We start from the raw sequence: 25078 nt of genomic DNA on the forward strand, positions 1-25078 counted from the left end.
CGTTAAATAAAAATTCATTAGAGGGAGAGATAATGACAGATTTAGATAGACACGTAAGACAACCTGGTAGAGACAAATTAGTAAAGCAAGTTAGAGCTAAGATTAATGAGCTAGGTGTTGAATATATTTTTTTTCAATTTATTTCAGTAACTGGAAGAGTTGTAGGTAAAGGTATTCCTACTGATCACTGGGAAAGAACTTGCGAAAAAGGTTTTCAATTAGTTTACGGTGCTACAGCTAACTTATTTGTTGATCGTCATGGAGATTATATTGGTTATGGTCCAGAAGCAAAAGAGCTAGTTGGTATTCCTGATCCTGAAACTTTTTGCCAACTCCCTTGGGATAAAAAAGTTGCAAGAGTGTTTGTTACTTGCTTTAGAAATAGAGAAGAAAGAGAAAACCCAGGTGCACACTTAACTTCAGACTGCCGTGGAAATTTAAGAATACACGCTCAAGAATTTAAAAAGAAACACGGCTACCAATTAAGAGTTGGAACAGAGCCTGAAATGATGTGGTTAACTAAAAATGAAGATGGTTCACCAACAGGTAAAGGTTTTTCTAAACCCTACTGCTATCATATTGATCAATTCGAGTCGTTAAGACCAGTATTTATGAAAGTTTTTGAATACGCTAGAGCAATGGGCTTTGACATGATTCAAGGTGATCATGAGGATGCACCAGGACAATTAGAATTAAACTGGATGTATGATGACGTATTAAGAAATGCAGATAGACTTTCAACTTATAGACAAATTTGTGCTCAAGTTGCAAGAGAGTTTAATTTGATAGCTTGCTTTATGACAAAACCTTTTATGGGAGTGTCAGCAAGTGGTTGTCATACTAATATGTCTTTGTGGAAAGGTGGAAAAGATAAAGTTAATAAATTATCCCACAAATCAATACCAGCGATGGATGAAGTTTTCACTTATGTTGAAGGTGGAACTAATTACTTTATGCCTGATACTAAAGATATTCAGTTACCAGGTAAGGTTGGATTAAAAGCAATTGGTGGAGTAATGAAACATTTAGGTGCATTAACTGCAATTGGATCATCAACTGTAAACTCTTATAGAAGATTATGGGATACAGGTTTTTGGGCTCCTGTTTATGCTGATTGGGGATTTCAAAACAGAACATGTGGATTAAGAGTTTCTGCACCAGGAAGATTTGAATATCGTTCAGTTGACTCAATGCATAATCCTTACTTGATGGGTTCAGGATTATTGAAATGTTTTGATGATGGGATAACAAATAATATTGATCCAGGAAAACCAGAATCTAGAAGTATGTACGATGCTCAGGCAGCTGGTAAAGAAGTTAAAAAATTACCTTTAAGTCTAGGTGAAGCTTTAGATCGTCTGGCAGAAGATGAAGTGATCAAAGCAGCTATGCCAGATGAAATGTATAAAGTTTTCCATTGGTATAAAAATGATGAATGGGAAAGATTTTTAGGGGCAACAACTCAGTGGGACTTAGATACTTATCTAGATTGTCTACCGTAATCTTTAATAAAATAGGGGAAATATATGTGTGGAATAGCAGGATTAATACATAGAGGAAAATCATCCAATGTAGGAAGTGAGCTACAAGGAATGCTTCAAGCTTTAAAACATAGAGGAGAAGATTCTACAGGTTATGCTTTGTATGGAGATACTGATGGTAAAAATTTTATCATGCGTTTTAAAGTTGGAGAAAATGTTGGTGAAGGAAGTTCATCCATAATGGAAGATGTTTCTGTTTATGACAAAAGAAAGAAAATTGTTGATCAATATTTATCTGAACTAGGTGCTAAAATAGTAAAAGAGGAAAGAATTTTACCCTACTCTTTGAGATATGAGCTTGATTATGATGTAAAAGATCTACTAGAATTTTCACAAAAGATTGAAAGTATTCCAGGTGTTGAAATTTTATCTATGGGAAAATCCTTAGAGGTAATTAAAGATTTAGGAAATGCTCAAATGGTTCTTGATAGGTATGATTTAGGTAAAGTAGTTGGAACTCATGCAATTGGCCATGCAAGAATGGCTACAGAATCTGGTGTAGATATTAAATCAGCCCACCCTTTTTGGGGTTATCCTTTCAGTGATGTATCAGTAGTTCATAACGGTCAGTTAACTAACTATTGGAACAATAGAAGAATGCTTGAAAATAAAGGCATGAGATTTATGTCTGAGTGCGATTCAGAATTAATAGCGGTTTATATTGCTCAAAAAATGAAAGAAGGAGCAAGCCTTGAAGAGGGCATGAAAGCTTCATTAACAGGTCTTGATGGAGTGTTTACATATTTTGTTGCAACTAAAGATTCTTTAGGAATGGCAAAAGATACTATGGCTGCAAAACCTTTGGTTCTTTATGAGTCAGATGATTTAGTGGCAATGGGCTCAGAAGAAATAGCAATCAGATCAGTTCTACCACAAGAGATAGATACATATGATCCATTTGATGGAGAGGTAAAAGTATGGCAAATTTAAAGAATACAGAGAAAAAAACTAAAGCCCAGTCAATGGGTATGCACTCAGAAGTTTTAACAGGAAGAACTCAACAAAAGTTTTTTAATCCTGATGAAGGTGAAAACCTTTATTATTTTGGAACTTACGATGTAGATTTTAATAAAAGAACAGAGCTAGATGTTAAAGATATGACAGCTCCAGAAGCTAATAAAGAAATTGATAACTTAATGAGCCAAGGATTTGGCACAATTGTTATTAAAAACCCTCAAGGTAAACATAGTTTAGGGGTTGGTATTTTAAATAAATTAAATTTAATTTTTGAGGGAAGTTTAGGTTATTTTGGTATGGGGTCGTGTGATGGACCTACTGTTAGAATTAATGGTAGAGTTGGTTGGTCTTGTGCAGAAAACTTAATGGCAGGAAAAGTTGTTATAGAGAAAAATGCAGGGTCTTGCTTTGGTGCCGCTATAAGAGGTGGTGATTTAATTTGCAAAGGAAGTGTTGGTGCAAGAACTGGAATTGACATGAAGGGTGGAACTATCATTGTTGGTGGTGATGCTGGAGCGTTCACTGGTTTTATGATGCAAAGAGGAAGAATAATTATTCTTGGTGATGTTGGAATAAACTTGGGTGACTCTATGTATGATGGCACAATCTTTATTGGTGGAAAAATAGGATCATTTGGAAGTGATGCTGTGCCTGCTGATCTAACTGCTAGTGATCAAGATTGGTTAAAACGAAAATTAAAAGTTGCAGAAATTGGTGAAAAATTTGATGTTAGTAAAATGACTAAAATTGTAGCTGGTAAAAAACTTTGGAACTATGACAATCTAGAACCTCATGAAAAGAAAGGAGCTATCTAATGGCTAAAAAGAAAACAAAAAAAAATGAAAAAAAATTAAAAAAAGCTAAAGGTAGTGTTGGTGGAAAAGCTGATGTTCATGCACATGAAGATGGTAAAAGAAATAAAAGTCTATTAGGTCACAATGCTATTTTTACTCCTGAAGTTATAGACGATATTCACATCAAAGCTCAACTTGGAAGATACAGAATGCGTGGAATGGCATTAATGAAAAAAATTCCAACATTTGATGATTTAGTATTCCTACCAGGAACTCTTACTAGATTTGTAATTGAAGGTTATAGAGAAAAATGTGAAACAAAAACTATTATCGGTCCTAATTGTGAGAACCCGATTGAACTAGATATACCAGTATATATTACAGGTATGAGTTTTGGTGCGCTTTCTTATGAAGCTAAAACTGCTTTAGCAAGAGGAGCAACAATGGCTGGAAGTGCTACTTGTTCAGGAGAGGGTGGAATGATTCCAGATGAAAGAAGATATTCTGAAAAATGGTACTATCAATGTATTCAATCAAGATACGGGTTTAACCCTCACCACGCTCAACTTGCTGATGCAATAGAAGTGTTTATTGGTCAAGGACAAAAAGTTGGAATGGGTGGACATTTAATGGGTCAAAAAGTTACTGATCAAGTTGCAGAAATGAGATCTTTACCATCTGGTATTGATCAAAGATCTCCAGCAAGACACCCCGACTGGCTAGGTCCAGATGATTTAGCTTTAAAAGTTGAAGAATTAAGACAACTTACAAAAAACAAAGTACCAATTCAGTTAAAACTAGGTGCATCAAAAGTTTATGATGATGTTCGTATGGCTGCAAAATGTAATCCTGACTCAATCTTTTTAGATGGTATGGAAGGTTCAACTGGAGCTGGTCCACATATAGCTGCTGCAAATACTGGTATCCCAGGAATTGCTGCAATCAGAGAAGCAAGAAGAGCTATTGATGATGTGGGTAAAACTGGACAGGTAACTTTAATTTATGCAGGTGGTATTAGAGATGGTGCTGATATGGCGAAGGCTTTAGCCTTAGGTGCTGATGCAATAGCAATTGGAACTGGTGCTTTAATAGCCTTAAACTGCAATAAAGATATTCCAGAAGCAAACTTTGAAAAAGAAATGGGTGTTAAGGCTGGTGACTGTTATCACTGCCACACTGGTCGTTGTCCAGTTGGTGTTGCAACCCAAGATCCTAAATTAAGAGCTAGATTAAATCCTGATGATGCTGCTTTAAGAGTTTATAATTACTTGCATGCAATGACATTAGAGGCTCAACTTTTAGCAAGAGCTTGTGGTAAAACTAATATTCACTCATTAGAACCAGAGGATTTAGCTGCACTAACAATGGAAGCTTCTGCACTAGCAAAAGTTCCTTTAACAGGAACCAACTTCACTGTTGGTGTTGATAACTATCACAAAATATAAGAGGTAAATATGGTTAAGAAAAAAACGAAAATAAAAGTAAAAAAAGAAAATCTAGGTGGAAAGTCTAAAGAAACTGCTAGAGAAAAAATGATTGGGCAACATATTGGTTATAGATATGATGTTAACTTACTCCCTGATTATAAAAAAATCACTCCATTCTTAAAAAAGTATATTGAAGCAATGGGATGGGATGATCTTAATTGGCTAGAAGATATACACATGGGTTATGAAGAAGATAGACCTGCTGTATTTTGTAGAAATGCAAATGGCTGGGTTACAATTCCAAAATCAATCAAATTGCCAAACAACCAACAAGACAGAGATATGATCGCAAGAGAGCTTTTAGTTAAGTTTCAAATGTCTAAAAAACACCCTCTTGTTGATTTGAAAAAAGCTTACCTTAAGTTTTAGTACCTCAATCAAAGGTTGATTATTTTTCAAAACTTGTAGTTATTACTTGCTTATTTAAGCAATGTATAGTTTGTCACGTCTCTATAAATTTTATAGTCTTTCTTAAAACTAATAGGAGAGAGATTATGGATGATCAATTAGGCGCTCTTACAGTTATATTTACAGAATTTTACTACTGGGTAACAGTGGTATTAATGTTCCTGATTCACGTCGGGTTTTGTATGTATGAAGTTGGAGCCTCACGATACAAGCATCACCAACATACTTTAATGAAAAATACCATGGTAATACCACTAGTAACGGTAACCTGGTTTTTCTTTGGTTGGTGGATTTACTGGGCATTCCCAACAGGACCGGGAATAGCACCTTCAATAATGAATGAGAGTTCAGCATTAATTACTGATGAAAGTACTTTTAGTGCGAAATGGTATGTGGCAAATACTGAATTTATGGCTGTCAACTTAGGTGACCGTATAAGTGGAGTATTCTGGGCTGCATTCTTACTATTTTCATGGACAGCTGCTTCAATTGTTTCTGGAGCAATCATTGAAAGAATTACAACTTTTGCATTTGGTATTTTAGCAATTGCAATTGGTTCGTGTTTCTGGGTAATTGATGCTGCTTGGGGATGGCACTTTGATGGATGGATGCTTAAAATTTTAGGGTATCATGACGCTTATGCATCAGGAGTAATTCACGCAATTGCGGGTGGATTTGCTTTAGGTGTTCTAATCGTACTAGGACCTAGAATTGGAAAATTCTCATCAAGTGGTGAACCAAGAAATATAGGACCAAGAAATCCATGGCTAGTTACAGTTGGATTATTTTTAATCTATACTGGTTTCTGGGGATTTTATGCGGCATGTAATATACCAATATTTGATCTTGGACCTGAGTATGGAATGGAAGGTGTCACATACTGGACAGCAACAAACATATATGTAACCCCAACCACACTGAGTGGAATAACCTATAACTTCTTGATGTCACTATCAGGTGGATTATTGGCTGGATACGTGGTCGCTAAAGGTGATCCATTCTGGACTTACTCAAGTGGACTGGCTGGTATCATCTGTGCATCTGCAGGTAATGATTTGTATCACCCGATACAAGCAATGCTTATTGGTGCGATCGGTGTAGTTATTGCATATAAAATGCATTACTGGGTTGAACGTAAGTTCAAAATCGATGATGCAGTTGGTGCAGTAGCAGTGCATGGTTATGCAGGGTTTGTTGGTCTTGTAATTTGTGGATTTGTTTTAAATGGCTATCCTTCATCTGGATACAGTGTTGGAGCTATGTGGGACGGATCAACTTATGCATCAATCAATCCACTGGGACAATTCCTTGGAGCAATTATAATGTTCGGAGTTCTTGGAATGTTACCAGGTTATGTTTTAGCTAAAATACTAAGTGCATTTGGTAAATTAAGAATACCACGTGAAGTTGAAATAGCTGGACTAGACTATGAAATAATGGAGGACGATAGAGAAGCTGAAAAAGCGGTCGCCTCTTCAACTAGGTAAAGGAGAAAAATATGGCTACAGTTACAAACTGGATAGATCATTTAAGTGCAGAAGAGGTTGTCGGAGCCATTTATCCGGGAGCTGGATCCACTGAAACTTTGCTAGTTATTCTTGGTGTAGTTTTTTGGATTGGGTGGCATGTCATCACAGCTAAATCTGAGAGTGAAAAACTCTCAAGATTAGCTAAGAAAAGACATGGTGCAAATGATCATAAAAGCAATATTACCGACTGGTAATATTAAATAAACTTTGGGCGCTGCTTAATTGTGGCGCCCTTTTTTTTATAAAAATTCTATATGAATGAGAATAATCAAGAAGATCAAAGACCAAGTAAGATGAGAGGTGTCGTTTTTCCAAAAGCAAAGTACGGAGTGATAGCAGCTATTATCATCATTGTAGTAGGAAATATTTTCTACTATAAGGAATTTTTAATATCTTTAATTAAATAAACTTAAAAATCTATGTGTGGAATAGTAGGAATTTATCTTAAAACAAAAAAATACGAAAAAGATCTTGGTAAATTTCTGTCTGGAATGCTTGATGGTATGGCGACTAGAGGCCCTGATAGTGCTGGATTTGCAATATATACAAAGCAAAATAAGAATAAATTTAAATACTCTATTTGTTTAAATCAATTAACAGATAAAGAATTTAAAAAAAAAATATCTAAATTTTTAAAAAAAATAACACTTAAAACTTTTTCAGATCATGTAGTGCTTGAAACAGATGAAAAACCAAAAAAAGTATTAGAAATCTTAGACTCTAAATTAAAAGAAGTTTCTTTGGTGGGTTATGGTAAAAGTATTAATATTTTTAAACAAACAGGTAACCCTAAAGACGTTGTTAGAAAATTTAAATTATCTTCTTTTTCAGGAACTCATGCAATAGGGCATACTAGAATGGCAACAGAAAGTGCAATTACAACTCAAGGTTCTCATCCCTACTCTACATCAGAGGATGAGTGCTTGGTTCATAATGGATCTCTTTCAAATCATAACAACATTCGAAGATCTTTAAAAAAAGAAGGTCAGAAATTTAATTCAGAAAATGATACTGAGGTTGCGGCTGGTTACATCTCTAATCAAATTTCAAAAGGAGAAAATCTAGAAGAAACCCTAAAGAATAGCCTAAAAGATTTGGATGGTTTTTACACCTTTATAGCTGGTACTAAAGATGGTTTTGCATTGTTGAGAGATGAAATAGCTTGCAAGCCAGCAGTTGTTGCAGAAACAAAAGATTATGTAGCGGTTGCTTCAGAATTTCAATGTATGGCGCACTTGCCAAATGTAAACACAGCTAAAATTTTTGAACCAAAACCTGGTATTGTTTATCACTGGTAAATTATGAATTTAGATCTAAATAAAAAAAAACTAAGAGAAATTAATCAACTACTACAAAATGTTAGTAGAGAAAAAAATAACAGAAGTTTCCAAATTTTAAACCCCCAAGGTCAACACGCTATTTGTGCAGGTTTAAAAGATGATATTGAAGTTTCAATAAAAGGACACACTGGCTATTATTGTGCTGGGATGAATAAAAATGCTTCTATTACCGTACACGGAAATGTTGGAACGGGTGTAGCTGAAAACATGATGTCTGGTAAAGTAATTATCAAAGGCAATGCTTCTCAATCTGCTGGTGCAACTGGTCATGGTGGTTCTTTAATTATTGAAGGAGACGCAAGTTCAAGATGTGGCATATCAATGAAAGGGATTAACATTATTGTAAAGGGATCTGTTGGTCATATGTCAGCATTTATGGCTCAAAAAGGTAATTTAATTATTTTGGGAGACGCTGATGCTGATTTAGGAGACTCAATTTATGAGGCTAAAATATTTGTTAAAGGTAAGGTTAAAAGTTTAGGTTCTGATTGTATAGAAAAAAAAATGGATGATAAAAATATAAAAGAATTAAATAAGATTTTTAAAGATTTGAATATATCTGAGGATGCTAAAAAATTTAAAAGATATGGATCTGCGAGAAATTTATATAATTTTAAAATTGATAATGTGAGCTCATATTAGTTATGAAAAAAGATTTAAAAGAATTTAAAACATTTCCATCTTCAACAATTAAAGAAATTCAAAGAGCTGCTAAGGAAGGAATTTACCAAATCAGAGGATTGGGTGCTAAAAGAAAAGTTCCAGACTTTGATGACTTGGTATTTTTAGGAGCTTCCATGTCTAGATATCCATTAGAAGGTTATAGAGAGAAATGTAATACCTCTGTAATACTTGGGGACCGTTTTGCAAAAAATCCTATTAAATTAGATATACCAATTACTATTGCTGGAATGAGTTTTGGAGCTTTAGGTGCCAATGCAAAGGAAGCTTTAGGCAGAGGTGCTTCTGCTATGGGAACTTCGACAACCACTGGAGATGGAGGCATGACAAAAGAAGAAAGAGGATCTTCTAAATATCTAGTATATCAATTATTACCTTCTCGATACGGTATGAATCCAGATGATTTAAGAAAAGCAGATGCTATAGAAATAGTTGTGGGACAAGGCGCAAAACCTGGAGGGGGTGGAATGCTTCTTGGACAAAAGATTAATAAAAGAGTTGCTGGTATGAGAACTTTACCTGAGGGCATAGATCAAAGAAGTGCTTGTCGACATCCAGATTGGACAGGACCTGACGATTTAGAAATAAAAATTCAAGAATTGAGAGAGATTACAAATTGGGAAAAACCAATTTATATAAAAGTTGGAGCAGCAAGGCCATACTATGATACGACTTTAGCAGTAAAAGCTGGTGCTGATGTTGTTGTGTTAGATGGAATGCAAGGTGGAACAGCTGCAACACAAGATGTTTTTATAGAACATGTGGGAATACCAACTCTTGGTGCCTTAAGAGAATCTGTAGATGCTTTAAAAGAATTGAACATGCATAGAAAAGTTCAATTAATTGTTTCTGGTGGAATTAGAACTGGTGCTGATGTTGCAAAAGCAATTGCAATGGGAGCAGATGCTGTATCAATAGGATCTGCTGCTATGATGGCTTTAAATTGTAATGCAGATCTTTATAGAAAAGATTACGAAAAACTTGGAACAGAGCCAGGTTACTGTCATCACTGTCATACAGGAAAATGTCCTGTAGGTGTTGCTACACAAGATCCTATACTAGAAAAAAGACTCAATCCTATAGAGGGGGGTAAAAGATTAAAAAATTATTTATCCACATTAACCCTAGAGTTGCAAACATTAGCAAGAGCAAATGGAAAATCAGATGTAAGAAATTTAGAACCTGAAGATTTAGCAGCTTTAACAGTAGAAGCTGCAGCTATGGCAAGAGTTCCGCTGGCTGGAACAGATTGGATACCAGGACTAAAAAATAAAAAATAGTATTGTGAAGACTAATTAACAGTTGTAAATTAAGAAATAAAATATGCCTATTAATTTATCTAAAATTGCTAAAGCTAAAAAAATAAAATATTTTTTGATTAGTTTTGTAGATTTTTTTGGTGTCTTGAGATCAAAATTAGTACCAGCACAAGCGATTGCAGACATGCAAAAGAATGGGGCGGGTTTTGCGGGTTTTGCAACTTGGCTAGATATGTCTCCTGCAGATGGGGATATGTTTGCTCTACCAGATCCTAAAAGTTTAATTCAATTGCCTTGGAACAAAGAAATTGGCTGGTTAGCTTCTGATTTATATATGTATGGTAAACCAGTTAAGGCTTCACCTAGAGTAATGCTCAAAGAGCAAATTAATAAATTACATAAAAAAGATTTAGTCATGAAGTCAGGTGTAGAGTGTGAATATTTTTTGATCTCAGAAGATGGGAGTAAAATTGCTGATGCAAGAGACACTCAATCAAAACCTTGTTACGATCAGTCTGCTTTAATGAGGAGATATGATTTAATCAAAGAAATATGCGATAGCATGATTACTATGGGTTGGAACCCATACCAAAATGATCATGAGGACGCTAATGGCCAGTTTGAAATGAATTGGGATTATACAGATTGTTTAACTACAGCTGATAGACATGTATTCTTTAAATATATGGTGAAATCATTAGCTGAAAAACATGGTTTGAGAGCAACATTTATGCCAAAACCTTTTAGCAATTTAACAGGAAATGGCTGTCATGCTCACATCTCTTTATGGAATGGAAAAATTAATAAATTTCTAGATAATGGAGACAAATTAGGTTTGAGCAAATTAGCATATAATTTTCTAGGTGGAATTATGAAACTTACTCAGCCTTTGACAGCATTTTTTAATCCGACAATTAATAGTTATAGAAGAATAAATGCACCACCAACAAAATCGGGAGCTACATGGTCACCTAGTAGTATTTCTTATACAGGAAATAATAGAACTCATATGATAAGAATTCCAGATAAAGGTAGATTTGAACTAAGGTTAATGGACGGAGCAGTAAATCCTTATTTGCTTCAAGCTGGAGTAATAGCTGCTGGTTTACATGGAATAAATAATAAAATAGATCCTGGTGAACCTTTATCTTGTAATATGTACACTGATCATAAAAATTACCCTCACCTAAAAAAATTACCTGACATAATTGAAGATGCATTAGATCAACTAGAAAATAGTAAAGAAATTAAGGAAGCATTTGGCGGTGATACTATTAAAAGCTATCTAAAGTTAAAAAGGTCTGAAATTAATGATTTTAATCAAGAAGAAAAATTTGATAAAAAAAGCTCGGTAACTCACTGGGAAAAAAATAGCACTCTTGATTGTTAATAAATGAAATCAATCATGCAGAAAGACCTTTGGTCTATTACATCATTTTTAGAGAATAAAAATTATAAATTTAATAAAGAAAATATACTTACGCAACTTCCAGAAAAATTTATAGATGAAGCAATTAAGGCTATATCTAGTTGGGATAATTATGCCCCCACTCCATTGGTTAAATTAAATAAACTAAATGATGAATTAAAGTTTAAAAATATTTACTACAAAGATGAGGATAAACGGTTTGATCTAAAATCTTTTAAAGCTTTAGGTGGAGCTTTTGCTGTTTACAAGATTGCCAGTGAAAAAAAGAATATAACTGTATCAACAGCAACAGCTGGAAATCATGGTCGATCTGTAGCCTGGGGAGCTCAAAGACTTGGATTAAAATGTAAAATATTTATAAGTGAATTTGTTAGTGAATCTAGAGCTGAAGCAATGCGTAAATTGGATGCTGAAGTGATTAGAGTTAAAGGTAATTATGATAATTCATTAAAAGAATGCATAAAACAATCTAAAGAAAATAATTGGGAAATTGTGCAAGATGTGTCTTGGGAAGGTTACAAGGAAGTACCAAAATTAATTATGGCTGGATACACCATAATGATTAAAGAAATTTTAGATGAAGTAAAATCTAATTCAATATCACACGTATTTCTTCAAGCTGGAGTTGGTGGAATGGCTGCAGCAATGATTGCTGGCTTTGCAAAATTATCACAAAACATTCCAAAATTTATTATTGTTGAACCAGAAAATGCAGACTGTGTATTTCAAAGTATTAAGAATAATAAACCCACAAGTGTTGATATTAAAAAGGAAACAGTAATGGGTGGAATGTCATGTGGTGATGTATCAAGTATTGCCTGGGAAATTTTAAAAAATTCTTCGAATTATTGTTTAACTATATCTGATGAAGCAATCTCAACTACTGTAGCATTGCTAACAGAAAAGTGTTTATCCGATGAAAAAATAATAGCTGGTGAATGTGCGGTCCCAGGTATAATCGCGTTAATAAGCTCATTTAACAATAAAGAATACCTAGATAAGCTAGAGTTAAATGAACAATCAAATGTACTTTTATTTGGTTGTGAAGGTTTAACTGATAGTGCAATGTATCAAAAACTACTAAGTGATGGATTGCAAAAAATCTGAGTAAATATGACAAAAAAAGCCATTGTTTGGATTAGAGAAGATTTTAGAATTGAATATAACGAAGCCTTAGCGACAGCAACTCAAAATCATGAGTATGTAAGTGCTCTTTATATATATAACCCAAAAAACTTTGATAAAAAAAGAGAGGCTCAAAAATGGTGGCTGTCCAAATCATTAGAAAATTTAAGTATAGATCTAAAGAAATTAAATATCACATTGGAAGTTCAGTTAGGTGATGAACTAGAGGTATTATCAATTTTAAAAAAGAAAGATGATGTTACTGTCTATTGGAGTAAAGTTTATGAGCCAGATGTAATTAATAAAGGCAAAAAGATAAGAGATCTATTTATTAAAAATGAGATTCAATATAAATATTTTAAAGGAAACATTCTTGTAGAATTTCAAGAAATGACTAAAGACGATGGCACTCCCTATAAAGTATTCACTCCATTTTGGAAAAAAACTGAACAGCATTATATTTCAAAAGCACCTTCAAAATTAATACAAGTTAAATCAAAAACTAAAAAGATAAACATATTTAAAAATTCAATTTCTATAAAAGAAATTTTACCTAAAAAAAATTGGTATAAAAAATTTGAGAAATACTGGAACCCATCAGAAAAAGAAGCTAAAAAATATTTACAAGAATTAATAAATAATAAAATTGAGGACTATGGTGATGCACGAGATGTTCCAGGTGTTAATGGAACCTCCAAGTTATCTCCTTTCTTAAAATTTGGTCAAATACATGTAGAAACAATTTGGAAGAAATGCCAAGACATTAAAATTAAAAAAATTGGATATAGAAAGTATATTAATGAATTAGGATGGAGAGAATTTTCTCATAGTTTAATTAATTACTTTCCACAAATGTTAAAAGGCAATCTTAGAAAAGATTTTGACAATTTTCCTTGGGTTAAAAATGATAAATTTCTTAAAGCTTGGAAAGCAGGCATGACAGGATACCCTATTGTAGATGCTGGAATGAGAGAACTATACGAAACAGGATGGATGCACAATAGAGTTCGAATGATTGTTGCTTCTTTTCTTGTTAAGCATTTAAGAATTCATTGGATGGAGGGTGAAAAACATTTTAAAAATTGTTTAGTTGATTATAATGAAGCTAGTAACGTTGCTCAATGGCAATGGGTTGCAGGATGTGGTGCAGATGCAGCTCCATACTTTAGAATCTTCAATCCTATTCTCCAGGGTGAAAAATTTGACAAAGATGGGATTTATACAAAAAAGTGGGTTCCTGAACTTAAAAACATGCCTAATAAATTTTTATACAAGCCATGGGAACTTGAAACCAAATACCAAGAACAGATTAAATTAATTGTTGGTATCAACTATCCAAAACCAATTGTAGATCACGTTGAAGCAAGAAATGCTGCTCTAGATGCTTTTAAAACAATTAAAAAAAACTAATCTCCTAAATAATGAAGAATAATCAATCTTTTTTGCTTCTCAATTCTGTGCTCAAAAAGATATAAACCCTGCCAGGTACCAAGTAATAACTCATTGTTTTTAACGCTTAAAGAGATTTGATTATTAGTTAACGCAGATTTTATATGTGCAGGCATGTCATCTTTTCCCTCAGCTGTATGGATGTAAAGGGAATTGTCCATAGGTACGAGCTTATTAAAAAAATTTACTAAATCACTCTGAACATCTGGATCAGCATTCTCTTGAATTATTAAAGAAGCACTGGTGTGTTGAATACTTATATTGATAATTCCATTATTAAATTCATTATCCTTGATCCATTTATTAGTTTCGCTTGTAAATTCATAGAGACTCTGGCCATTAGTACTCAATTCTAAATTAAAAAACTCTTGTCTCATAACTTCGTATACTTAATAGATGTTAATTCATACAACCTACTAATGGTTCTTTTAAATATCTTTTTTAAATCTTCAGAAGAGCTTAATAAATCTAATTGTAGTTGAGAAGTTATCATAAGTGGTATATTTTTTTCATAAAGAATATCAATTAAAGTAATAAATCTTTGTTGTTGATTAGAATTATCACTATTAAAAATTGGAATATTTTCTATAACAATAAAATTGCATACTTCAGTTATTTTAATGTAATCTTCAGCTCCAATATTTTTAGAACATAACTCTTTAAAATCAAAACGTGCTATTCCATTAAAGTAATTCTTAATAGTAAGCTTTCTACCTTTAATACTTAAGATCATTTCTTGATTAGTAAGATTTTTTGTTATTTTTCTAAAAAATTTATTAAGTTTAAAATTAGTTGATTCATTTAATGGATAAAAATATCTTTCATTTCTGTTTTTTACAGACTTCCTATAATCATCTTGGATAATTAATTGTGTCTCATAAGATCTTTCCTTCATTATTTTAATAAAGGGAAGAAATTGATCTCTTTGTAATCCATCTTTGTAAAGATCATTTATTTTAGTATTTGATGAAAATAAAACTTTAATATTCTCATCAAATATTTTTTTGAATAAGCTACCTAAAATCATAGCATCTACAATATTTGTAACCTGAAACTCATCAAAATAAATTAATTTAGATTTATTTTTTAGTTTTTGAACAAATTTATCTATAATATTTTCTTGTTTATTTTCTTTGTTTTTAAATACAAAGTCATGAAAACTAATCATAAACTCGTTAAAGTGAAATCTTTGTTTAGTTTTATCAAATTTATTATAAAAAAAATTTAGTATCATGGTTTTACCCACACCCACATCCCCTTGTAAATAAAACCCTGTTTTATAATTTTGTTTAGTAAATATTTTTTTTAGAAGTGATTTATTAAAGTTTTGATTATAGAATAAATTCAGCTCATCGATTGAGCCTAATTGATTGGGATTAATTTCTAAATTGTTAATTTTACAATAACTAAGAAATAATTTATTTAAATTCATTTGTTGTTTTAAAATCTATACCATATTCTGATCTAGGCCCTTTTCTTAATCCAAAAGGACCAGATAAAAATAATGTAAGAGGTCTTGTTCCTGGTTTAAGATCAACTCTGTGTAAATTATTTGCTGATCTAAAACCAATATATCCAGGCGGTCTCCAAAATCTTCCATTTTTTAACGTTTCCCAATACCCCCCTCTTAATATAACAGTTATGTAAGGAAATGTGTGATTATGAACCCCTTCCCCATGATCGTCTGCTAACATTTCATGTAATAAAATATTAAATGGAAACCATTTAGGCCTATGTCTTAATAAAACATAATATCTATTCATCCAGGGTTTAGCTTCATTAAATTTGGGGTGGGAAGGTCCACGATCTAAAACAACTTTTTTTCTTCCTAATTTATCGAGTAACTTAAGAAACATTACTAATTAAATTTGATAATAGAACCGTTGCTTATTAAAAAAAGATTATTTTCATTTATAAATGGCTGCAAAATTTTACTTCCTGAAACTTTTACTACATTCAAGATGTTACCTTCATTACTATTTACAATAATTAATTTTCCGTCACTATTAGTTAAATATATTTTATTCAAAGCTACGATAAAACCAGTAGGTTTTATTTGGTTTCTTTTTTTATCTTTATAGTTTTTATATAAATCGTTAATTCTTATTATATTCCCTGATTTTTTGTCAATAATATATAAATATCCTTTTTCAGATATGGTTATTATAAGTTTGCCAATAACAACAGGTTTAAGATCTGAGCTAATCTCAGTTTTCCAATTAATTAATCCTGTAGCACTATCAATAGAATAAAATTCATTTTTATTATTAGAGAAAAATATTGTGTTTTCATTGATAACTAATTCTGAATTAGATAATTGAAATGCATTTTGACTAATATTATTATTTTGTGTGGGTAGTTGCCACACCAGTTGACCAGATTTTATATCTACCGCTGTGATGTCTCCAATTGAATTATTAAAATAAATATTTTTATCATCGATCGCAATTGATATTTGGGTATTTGATTTTGTTAAAGACTCTTCAGTTTTTAAATTCCATATTTCTGATCCATCCTTTATTGATATTGATCTTAGAATATTTTTATAATCGACCACATAAAAAACATCATTTTTTATTTTAATGTTAGAGTTAAAAGGAACTATGTTTGTTTTTGTCCATAATAGCTCTCCTGTATCAATATTAATTGCATAATATTTTGCCACATCATCTGTTACAATTAATATATTGTTTTTTAATGCAAAATTTAGTCTTGGCCTAATTTTTTTTTCACTTTTATTGTAAAAATTATTTTTCCATAAAGTTTTTTGGTTTTCATCGTAAAAAGTTATTTCACCTTTGTTGTCATAAAAAACTAAATTATTATTATAAAATAAAGGGCTGGGACTTATAAAATCAAAATCATTAAATTTAGAAAAGTTATATTTTCCAATTTTTTCTAAGACCCCTTCATAAGTTAGTTCGCCAGTATCATTTTGATCATTCAAGCTGTTTTGATTTAGCTTGCCATTTGATATTTTAACATAAAGATTTGAATTAAATTCTTCTTCAGGTCTTATTTGTTTGGTTAAAATAGTTTTGTTATTTTCAATTTGCTGTTGATTTTTGTCATCTTTATTCCAAAAACCTGCTTTTTTACTAGTTGAGCAATTGTTTAAAATTAAGAGGATTAGGACTGATAATAGTACTTTATTCACCAAGGTCTCTGTTTAGTCTCTTTTGTGACTCAGTTTTAATTGTGTTGTTAGCATTAGGTAAAATTATAATTTGGTTAAAAAATTCTTTAGCTTTTTGTTTTTCATCTTTTGAATAAAAAAATTCTGCAAGTAAGTATAATGCATGAGACTTCCAGATACTTTCAGAATTAATTACTGGATTAAGTATTTTCAATAATTCATTTTCACTAACAAAGTCTGAATTAAATAATGCTTTTTTATATATAATCAAATTCTTAATTTCATTATCAAGTTTTGTATTTTCAATTAACTCATTAAATAATATATTTATCTCATCATTGTTCTCTAATAAATTATTGTCTAGTAGATGGTATAAAGCTAATGGAGAATAAGTTGCATCATTACTTTTTACAACATTAACCATTTCATCAATTGTTTTTTGTTTATTTTCAGGATTAAGATCTATTAATGCTAAGTTGTATTGATTAGCTAATTTAATTTTATTTTTTTCTTTAGAATTTTCAAATGATAGATAGCCAATTATAATTACTAATATTATTGAAATAATTATTATAAGTTTTTTTTTATTATCTATAAAAAAATTTTTTATTCTCTCATTTCTTGCGTTTGTATCTATGATTGTAATTTCTTCGTCCATTTCTATATCATATTCCTTAATACATACTGAAGTATTCCACCATTTTTATAATACTCTAATTCGTTTTTAGTGTCTATTCTACATAGCGTTTTGATCTTTTTAATGTCTCCCGAGGCATATTTTATTTCAACTTGAACATGATCTGATGCATTTATACCCTCTTCAATTTGAAGAACTGTTATCAACTCTGAACCAATTAATTTTAAGTTTACCCTATCGTGTCCTTCGGTAAATTGTAGAGGTAAAACACCCATTCCAATTAAATTAGATCTATGAATTCTTTCAAAACTTTCTGCTATTACAACTTTAACACCTAATAGTTTTGTTCCTTTGGCAGCCCAATCTCTTGACGATCCTGTTCCATATTCTTTTCCACCTATAACAACAAGGTCTGTGCCTCTTTTTTTATATTCCTCAACAGCATTATAAACTGGCATTACTTTTTCTTCTGGATATAATTTTGTAAACCCACCTTCTGTTCCTGGTGCCATTTCATTTCTTATTCTAATATTTGCAAAAGTTCCTCTCATCATTACCTCATGGTTTCCTCTTCTTGATCCATAAGAGTTATAATCTGTTGGAAGTATTTGATGTTCCATAAAATACTCACCTGTTGGGCTTTCTTTTTGAATATTTCCTGCTGGAGAAATATGATCAGTTGTAACCATATCCCCTAAAATCAAAAGTGGTCTTGCCTCTTTAATAGGTTTAAAACCCTCAGGTTGATCAGATAAATTTTCAAAAAATGGCGGTTTCTTCACATAAGTTGAACTTGAATCCCAATTGTAAATACTGGTATTTTCAGTTTTAATTTCTTGCCACTGTTTAGGGCCTTCTGAAACATTTGAATATCTTTTAACAAACATCTCTGCATTTAGAGATTCTCTTAATGTGTCTTCAATTTCCTTATTAGATGGCCAAATATCTTTTAAAAATACATCTTTACCATCTTTACTTTTTCCTAAAGGCTCTTTGTATAAATCAAATTCCATGTGACCAGCAAGTGCATAAGCTACTACAAGTGGTGGTGATGCTAAGTAATTAGCTTTTATATGTGGAGAAATTCTTCCTTCAAAATTTCTATTTCCAGATAAAACTGACACAGCGTAGATGTTTTCCTTGTCTATTGCTTTAACAATTTCCTCTGGTAAAGGGCCTGAATTTCCTATGCAAGTCGTGCAACCATATCCAACCAAATTGAAACCAAGTTTATCTAAAAATACATTCAGTCCTGCTTTTGCTAAATAATCTGTAACTACTTGTGAGCCTGGTGCTAATGATGTTTTAACCCAAGGTTTGGTTTCTAAACCAAGTTCAACTGCTTTTTTTGCTAATAACCCAGCACCAATTAATACATTTGGATTGGATGTATTTGTACATGAAGTAATAGCTGCAATTAATATTGAGCCATCTTTAATTTCATAATCTGTTCCTGATACTTTTGAAATATGCTGTTCTTTTCTATTAGTTGCATCTTCAAAAACTTTTTTAAATCCGGTAGATGCATCTGTTAATAAAACTTTGTCCTGAGGTCTTTTAGGTCCTGAAATAGTTGGAACAACTGTAGACATATCTAACGATAAGGTATCAGTAAATTCAACTTGGTCATTAGCCCATAAACCTTGTTCTTTTGCATATTTCTCAACTATATTTACTGTGTTCTCATCTCTACCTGAGAATCTTAAATACTTTAATGTCTCTTCATCAATTGGGAAAAAGCCACATGTTGCTCCATATTCTGGTGCCATATTTGCAATTGTTGCTCTATCAGCAAGAGTTAAATTCTTTAAACCTTCACCATAAAATTCAACAAATTTTCCAACAACTCCTTTATCTCTTAACATTTTTACAACTGTTAAAACTAAATCTGTCGCAGTAGTACCTTCTGGCATTTTATTTTTAACTTCAAATCCTATTACTTCTGGAATTAACATTGAAATTGGCTGACCTAACATTCCAGCTTCAGCTTCTATTCCACCAACACCCCAACCAAGAACTGATAAACCATTAACCATAGTAGTGTGACTATCAGTACCAACTAACGTGTCAGGAAATAAATAGTCTTCGTTTTGAAATTTTTCAGACCAGACTACTTTTGATAAATATTCTAAATTGACCTGGTGACAAATCCCAGTTCCAGGGGGAACAATTCTAAAGTTATTAAAAGCTTGTTGTCCCCATTTTAAAAAAGAATATCTCTCACCATTTCTTTTAAATTCAATATCAACATTTTTTTCAAATGAATCTGAGTTTGCAGATTTATCTACTTGTACAGAGTGATCAATAACTAGATCAACTGCAGAAAGTGGGTTGATTGTATTGGGATCTTTATTTTTTTCTTTAACCGCTTCTCTCATAGCTGCAAGATCAGCAACTGCTGGTATTCCCGTGTAGTCCTGTAACAAAACTCTAGCTGGTCTATAAGCTATCTCAGTTAATGATTTTTTTGTCTTTAGCCATTCTTTAATTGCTTCTATTTGACTTTTAGTAACTGACAGATCGTCCTCGTATCTTAAAAGATTTTCTAACAAAACTTTTAATGACTTTGGAAGTTTTGAAATTCCATCTAAACCGTTCTTTTCTGCTTCTACTAAAGCATAATATTTGTAGTCCCTATCATTAATACTGATAGTTTTTAGGGAGTTATAAGAATTTTGATTTCCTGGTTTCATTTAATTTAGATATAGAACCCTATTATACAAACAATAAGTAGCAAGGACATAGCATAATTAAATCGTTTAATAAAATTATTATTTGTCGCAAAATTCCTTAAAAACTTACCTAAAAAAGCCCATGCTGTAATACTTGTTAGAGCTGTCAAAGAGCAAACGATAATAACTGTTAAAGAACTATTTAAGTAATCGTTTTCTAATACAAATTTTGAGATCAATGTAATAGCTGCCATTACTCCTTTAGGGTTTAAAAACTGGAATGTAAAAGTATCGATAAATTTTACTGGATTAATTTTTTTACCCTCTTTGGATGTTTCAGAAAATGAAATTTTATAAGCTAAATATATGAGGAATAAAGTTCCTAATATTCTGATCACTTCCTGGATTAGTGGATATTTAATAAAAGTTGATATCAATACAAAATTGATCAAAATTACTAACACAGTATAACCCAACCAAACTCCCATTATCAATGGAATTGTTTTTTTTATACCAAAATTAAAACCTGAGTAAGAAGCAACAGCATTATTAGGTCCTGGTGTAAAACCTAATGAACAAGAAATTCCAATCAATAAAAATAATTCAGGATGCATAAAGTTTAAGCTATTGGAAGCCCATTCTCTGATTGTTGAGATGGGTGAACTAGTATAACTTTGCCTTCATTATCAATCGAACCTAAAATAAGAACTTGTGAAACTACACCTGCAATATTTTTTTCTGGAAAGTTACAAACACCAATAACTTGTTTACCTTTTAAATTTTCTTCATTGTAATAATGCGTAATTTGTGCGGATGATTGTTTAACACCTATATCTTTTCCAAAATCCACTTCAATTACTAGTGAGGGTTTTCTAGCTTTTTCATTTTTTTTAACTGATATTACAGTGCCTACTCTAATGTCTATTTTATCAAAAATATCATAGGTTATTTGTTCTTTCATAAATTTAATATATAATACAACTATATTATGAGTACAGAAAATAGTTCAGATCAATTATTCAACAACTCTGTTAAAATCTTAACTGATTTAATTAGTTTCAAAACTATATCTGGAGAAGACAATAGTTCATTAATTAACTATTGTGATGAAATTCTAAACAAACTAGGTGCTACTTCATTTAAAACTTTTGACGATGAAAAAAAAAGAGTTAATCTTTTTGCTACACTTAAAGCAAAGAAACCTAGTAATAAAAAACCTATAATTTTATCAGGTCATACTGATGTTGTTCCAGTTTCTAAGGGATGGAGTACCGATCCATTTGTTGCAACAATAAAAGATGACAAACTTTTTGGTAGAGGTTCTTGTGATATGAAAGGTTTTATAGCTTGCACGTTAGCTTTTGCTCCTATTTATGCAAAAGCTAATTTAGATAGAGATATTCATTTCTCATATACGTTTGATGAAGAAACTGCCTGTATAGGAGCTCCAATTTTAATTGAAGAGTTAAAAAAAAGAGGTGTTAAAGATGGAATTTGTATAATTGGTGAGCCTACTAATATGAAAATAATAGATGCACACAAAGGATGTTATGAATACACAACTTATTTTGAGGGTTTAGCAGGTCATAGTTCTGCTCCACACAAGGGAGTTAGTGCTGTTGAATACGCATCAAGATATGTGAATAAACTAATTGAATTAAGAGAAGAATTAAAAGAAAGATCACCTAAAGACTCTATTTTTGACCCTCCTCACTCTACTTTATCAATTGGAGGGATTTTTGGCGGTATAGCACACAATGTAATAGCGGATAAATGTCATGTGAATTGGGAAACAAGACCTGTCGTCAAAGAAGATGGTGTTTTTTTAAATGCAAAAATAGATAAATATGCAAATGAAATACTTTTACCAGATATGAAAAAAGTTTTTCCTAACGCATCAATTAAAAAAAAAATTATTGGTGAAGTCACTGGTTTTGATAGAGATGAAAAATCGAATGCTTGTGAACTAGTTTCAAGTTTAACAGGAGACAACACAAGAGAAGTTGTGTCATTTGGAACTGAAGCTGGTTTATTTCAAGAAATAGGAATAAGCACAGTTGTGTGTGGACCAGGCTCGATTGAGCAAGCTCACAAAATTGATGAATTTATAATTCTTGATGAGCTTAAAAAATGTTTAAGCTTGCTTGATGGCATTAAAGAAAAATCTGTAATAAATTAACAAATTGTTAATTTAGTTAAATTAATCGTTCCAACCACTAACTACCTTAACTTCTAAATATTCTTCTAAACCTAATTTACCAGCTTCACGGCCAATACCTGAATGTTTGTATCCACCAAAAGGGGCATCAGGAGCTAAGCCTGCACCATTAATATCGACCATTCCTGATCTTAATTTTCTAGCAACTCTATTCGCTTTTTCTTGATCTTGAGTTTGAATAAAATTTAATAATCCATACGGAGTGTCATTAGCTATAGCAATAGCTTCTTCTTCAGTTTCAAAAGGTATAATTGACAAAACAGGACCAAATATTTCTGTTCTTGCAATCTGCATTTGGTTATTAACATCCGCAAATGCTGTAGGTTTAACAAAATAACCTTTATCAAGGCCATCTGGTTTGCCTGTTCCACCAGCAACTAATTTTGCACCTTCGTCAATTCCAATCTGTATTAATGTTTGAATTTTTTCAAATTGAGTTTTTGAAACAACAGGACCAATATGATCACCATTTTTTGTTGCAACATCAACTTTCATTGAGTTAGCAAAATTTTTAACTCTTTCCACTGCATCTGCATAGATTGATTTTTCAACTAACATTCTTGTTGGAGCATTACATGATTGCCCTGAATTTCTAAAACATCTTAAAGCACCTCTTTCAACTGCTTCAGCGTCAGCATCTTTAAATATGATATTTGCACCTTTCCCTCCAAGTTCAAGACTAATTCTTTTAAAATCACTTGCAGCATTTTGAGAAATTAAAGCACCTGCTCTAGTTGATCCTGTAAATGAAACCATGTTTACATCTGGATGACTAGTAAGTGCATTACCAGCAACAGCACCATCTCCGTTAATAAGATTAAAAACGCCTTTTGGTAGTTTAATTTCGTCAATCATTTCTGCTAAAATTATTGATGATAATGGAGCTATCTCAGATGGTTTAAGAACCATTGTACATCCAGCTGCTATAGCAGGAATCACTTTCAAGCAAACCTGATTCATTGGCCAATTCCATGGAGTAATTAATGCACAAACTCCTTTTGGTTCATGCAAAATATTATTATTAAGAGCATGTTCTCCTAATTTTGCTTCAAATGTGTATTCTTTTAAAACTTTTATATAGGATTTTATGTGGCTAGCTCCAGTTCCCGCTTGTAATTGTGTTGAAAAATCTATCGGCGATCCCATTTCAAGTGAGATTGCCTCAGCCATATCATTCCATCTTTTTTTATAAACTTCATAAAGGGCTTCTAAATACTTTAATCTTTCTTCTTTAGTGGAAAAGGCCCAAGTTTCAAATGCTCTAGTTGCAGCACTTACAGCATCATTTACATCATCAACTCCAGCTAAAGATATAACTGCGCATTCCTCTTCAGTTGAAGGGTCAATTACTTTGAAATCATTTGATTTTTTTGGAGAAACCCATTCTCCATTTATATAAAATTTTTTTTTATCTAGCATTTCTAAAAATTATATTATCTTTTAACTTTTGCAAACAAATTAGTTAATTCATAAACAATTGTAGCTGCTGCTAAAGATGTAACTTCTGCATGGTCATATGCTGGAGACACTTCAACTACATCCGCAGAAATTAAATTTAAACCTGAAAGGCCTCTTATAACATTAACCATTTCTCTTGTAGTCATTCCTGCAATTTCGGGTGTACCCGTTCCTGGTGCAAAAGCAGGATCCAAAACATCTATGTCAATAGATAAATAAAGTGGATTGTTCCCAACTCTTTTTCTTATTCTTTCAGCAATTTTATCTGTACCTTGTGTTTGAAATTCATCACAGTGAATGATTTTAAAACCAAACTCTTCATCATTTTTAATATCATCTCTACTGTAAAGAGGACCTCTAATCCCAACATGCATTGAAGCATCATCTAAAAATAAATTTTCTTCTCTTGCTCTTCTAAAAGGAGTTCCATGAGTATAGGGCGCTCCAAAATATGTGTCCCATGTATCTAGGTGAGCATCAAAATGTACTAAAGCAACTGGCCCATTATTCATTTTATTAATAGCTCTTAGCAAAGGAAGAGCAATTGTATGATCACCTCCTAAACTAATAATGCCACCTACTTTATTTAAAAGTTCCGTAGCGCCCTCTTCTATTTGTTTAATGGCTTCATCAATGTTAAATGGGTTACATGTGATGTCGCCTGCATCAGCAACTTGCTGAACTTTAAATGGTTCAACATCGTAACTTGGATGATAATTAGTTCTTAAATGTCTTGACGCCTGTCTAATACTCATAGGTCCAAATCTCGCACCAGGTCTGTAACTAGTACCTGCATCAAATGGGATTCCAACAATTGCTACGTCACAACTCTCAACATCTCTTAATTCTGGTAATCTTGCAAAAGTAGATGGCCCAGCAAATCTTGGAACTTTAGTTCCACTTATTGGTTGTACTGGATTTTTGTTTCTTTCTTTTTTCATTTATAAATAAAATGTAC

At 32.0% G+C, this 25078-nt stretch carries 25 protein-coding genes; 15 read left to right on the forward strand and 10 right to left on the reverse strand.

Annotated features, from left to right (window positions below; all coding sequences use genetic code 11):
- The first annotated feature begins 32 nt into the window (after positions 1-32).
- The 14 genes from AC5SL4_RS04615 to AC5SL4_RS04680 all read left to right on the forward strand — a co-directional run bounded on the left by AC5SL4_RS04615 (position 33) and on the right by AC5SL4_RS04680 (position 13960).
- Positions 33-1502, forward strand: a complete 1470-nt coding sequence (locus AC5SL4_RS04615; RefSeq protein ID WP_027307086.1) for a glutamine synthetase family protein — start codon at positions 33-35, stop codon at positions 1500-1502.
- Between the two features lie 24 nt (positions 1503-1526).
- Entirely contained in the window at positions 1527-2471 is a 945-nt protein-coding gene (locus AC5SL4_RS04620; RefSeq protein ID WP_011282295.1) for a class II glutamine amidotransferase, read from the forward strand.
- Positions 2459-3313, forward strand: coding sequence for a GltB/FmdC/FwdC-like GXGXG domain-containing protein (locus AC5SL4_RS04625; protein ID WP_011282296.1), 855 nt, complete (start codon positions 2459-2461; stop codon positions 3311-3313). Before AC5SL4_RS04620 ends, AC5SL4_RS04625 begins: the two co-directional genes overlap by 13 nt.
- Entirely contained in the window at positions 3313-4737 is a 1425-nt protein-coding gene (locus AC5SL4_RS04630; RefSeq protein ID WP_006997979.1) for an FMN-binding glutamate synthase family protein, read from the forward strand. Before AC5SL4_RS04625 ends, AC5SL4_RS04630 begins: the two co-directional genes overlap by 1 nt.
- A 9-nt stretch (positions 4738-4746) precedes the next feature.
- The gene (locus AC5SL4_RS04635; protein ID WP_006997978.1) at positions 4747-5148 is read left to right on the forward strand and encodes a hypothetical protein; all 402 of its coding nucleotides are present in this window, start codon (positions 4747-4749) and stop codon (positions 5146-5148) included.
- A gap of 125 nt (positions 5149-5273) precedes the next feature.
- Positions 5274-6674 carry an ammonium transporter gene (locus tag AC5SL4_RS04640; RefSeq protein ID WP_494587166.1) on the forward strand — a complete coding sequence of 467 codons (1401 nt, stop codon included), beginning with the start codon at positions 5274-5276 and terminating at the stop codon, positions 6672-6674.
- An 11-nt stretch (positions 6675-6685) separates the two neighbouring features.
- Entirely contained in the window at positions 6686-6910 is a 225-nt protein-coding gene (locus AC5SL4_RS04645; protein ID WP_006997976.1) for a hypothetical protein, read from the forward strand.
- A 60-nt stretch (positions 6911-6970) separates the two neighbouring features.
- Positions 6971-7123: a hypothetical protein gene (locus tag AC5SL4_RS04650; protein ID WP_020169607.1), complete on the forward strand. Its 153-nt coding sequence runs from the start codon at positions 6971-6973 to the stop codon at positions 7121-7123.
- Between the two features lie 12 nt (positions 7124-7135).
- Positions 7136-8014, forward strand: coding sequence for a class II glutamine amidotransferase (locus AC5SL4_RS04655; protein WP_271616134.1), 879 nt, complete (start codon positions 7136-7138; stop codon positions 8012-8014).
- Between the two features lie 3 nt (positions 8015-8017).
- A complete protein-coding gene (locus AC5SL4_RS04660; RefSeq protein WP_494587167.1) occupies positions 8018-8698 on the forward strand; it encodes a GltB/FmdC/FwdC-like GXGXG domain-containing protein in 681 nt (226 codons plus the stop codon).
- A 2-nt stretch (positions 8699-8700) separates the two neighbouring features.
- Entirely contained in the window at positions 8701-10017 is a 1317-nt protein-coding gene (locus tag AC5SL4_RS04665) for an FMN-binding glutamate synthase family protein (protein ID WP_006997972.1), read from the forward strand.
- Between the two features lie 43 nt (positions 10018-10060).
- Positions 10061-11386, forward strand: a complete 1326-nt coding sequence (gene glnT / locus AC5SL4_RS04670) for a type III glutamate--ammonia ligase (protein ID WP_006997971.1) — start codon at positions 10061-10063, stop codon at positions 11384-11386.
- Positions 11387-11401: 15 nt separating this feature from the next.
- The gene (locus tag AC5SL4_RS04675; RefSeq protein ID WP_494587168.1) at positions 11402-12532 is read left to right on the forward strand and encodes a diaminopropionate ammonia-lyase; all 1131 of its coding nucleotides are present in this window, start codon (positions 11402-11404) and stop codon (positions 12530-12532) included.
- A gap of 6 nt (positions 12533-12538) precedes the next feature.
- Positions 12539-13960 (forward strand): cryptochrome/photolyase family protein, encoded by a 1422-nt coding sequence (locus AC5SL4_RS04680; protein WP_494587169.1) that lies wholly within the window; start codon positions 12539-12541, stop codon positions 13958-13960.
- Here the strand turns inward: AC5SL4_RS04680 and AC5SL4_RS04685 are convergent.
- The 8 genes from AC5SL4_RS04685 to AC5SL4_RS04720 are packed head-to-tail and all read right to left on the reverse strand — an operon-like array spanning position 13957 to position 21405.
- On the reverse strand, positions 13957-14376 hold the full coding sequence (locus AC5SL4_RS04685; RefSeq protein ID WP_006997968.1) for a secondary thiamine-phosphate synthase enzyme YjbQ: 420 nt from the start codon (positions 14374-14376) through the stop codon (positions 13957-13959). The genes AC5SL4_RS04680 and AC5SL4_RS04685 overlap by 4 nt on opposite strands.
- Complete coding sequence (gene zapE / locus AC5SL4_RS04690; protein ID WP_494587170.1) at positions 14373-15431, reverse strand: cell division protein ZapE; 1059 nt, start codon at positions 15429-15431, stop codon at positions 14373-14375. Before zapE ends, AC5SL4_RS04685 begins: the two co-directional genes overlap by 4 nt.
- Positions 15418-15855 carry a hypothetical protein gene (locus AC5SL4_RS04695; protein WP_011282304.1) on the reverse strand — a complete coding sequence of 146 codons (438 nt, stop codon included), beginning with the start codon at positions 15853-15855 and terminating at the stop codon, positions 15418-15420. Before AC5SL4_RS04695 ends, zapE begins: the two co-directional genes overlap by 14 nt.
- 2 nt (positions 15856-15857) lie before the next feature.
- Positions 15858-17156: a PQQ-binding-like beta-propeller repeat protein gene (locus AC5SL4_RS04700; RefSeq protein WP_494587171.1), complete on the reverse strand. Its 1299-nt coding sequence runs from the start codon at positions 17154-17156 to the stop codon at positions 15858-15860.
- Positions 17149-17793 (reverse strand): hypothetical protein, encoded by a 645-nt coding sequence (locus tag AC5SL4_RS04705; RefSeq protein ID WP_494587172.1) that lies wholly within the window; start codon positions 17791-17793, stop codon positions 17149-17151. Before AC5SL4_RS04705 ends, AC5SL4_RS04700 begins: the two co-directional genes overlap by 8 nt.
- A gap of 2 nt (positions 17794-17795) precedes the next feature.
- Positions 17796-20465 carry an aconitate hydratase AcnA gene (acnA, locus tag AC5SL4_RS04710; RefSeq protein ID WP_494587173.1) on the reverse strand — a complete coding sequence of 890 codons (2670 nt, stop codon included), beginning with the start codon at positions 20463-20465 and terminating at the stop codon, positions 17796-17798.
- Positions 20466-20470: 5 nt separating this feature from the next.
- On the reverse strand, positions 20471-21058 hold the full coding sequence (locus AC5SL4_RS04715; protein ID WP_271486577.1) for a LysE family translocator: 588 nt from the start codon (positions 21056-21058) through the stop codon (positions 20471-20473).
- A gap of 5 nt (positions 21059-21063) precedes the next feature.
- Positions 21064-21405 (reverse strand): tRNA-binding protein, encoded by a 342-nt coding sequence (locus AC5SL4_RS04720; RefSeq protein ID WP_271481508.1) that lies wholly within the window; start codon positions 21403-21405, stop codon positions 21064-21066.
- A 27-nt stretch (positions 21406-21432) separates the two neighbouring features.
- On the opposite strand from AC5SL4_RS04720, the gene argE reads away from it, so the two are divergent.
- Positions 21433-22623, forward strand: a complete 1191-nt coding sequence (gene argE / locus AC5SL4_RS04725) for an acetylornithine deacetylase (RefSeq protein ID WP_011282310.1) — start codon at positions 21433-21435, stop codon at positions 22621-22623.
- A 21-nt stretch (positions 22624-22644) separates the two neighbouring features.
- Here argE and AC5SL4_RS04730 read toward each other — a convergent pair whose 3' ends face one another.
- Both AC5SL4_RS04730 and speB read right to left on the reverse strand, forming a co-directional pair.
- Complete coding sequence (locus tag AC5SL4_RS04730) at positions 22645-24081, reverse strand: aldehyde dehydrogenase family protein (RefSeq protein ID WP_494587174.1); 1437 nt, start codon at positions 24079-24081, stop codon at positions 22645-22647.
- Between the two features lie 14 nt (positions 24082-24095).
- A complete protein-coding gene (gene speB / locus AC5SL4_RS04735; protein ID WP_271499193.1) occupies positions 24096-25061 on the reverse strand; it encodes an agmatinase in 966 nt (321 codons plus the stop codon).
- Between the last annotated feature and the right edge of the window lie 17 nt (positions 25062-25078).

The organism is Candidatus Pelagibacter sp. PS_02, from assembly GCF_059418065.1.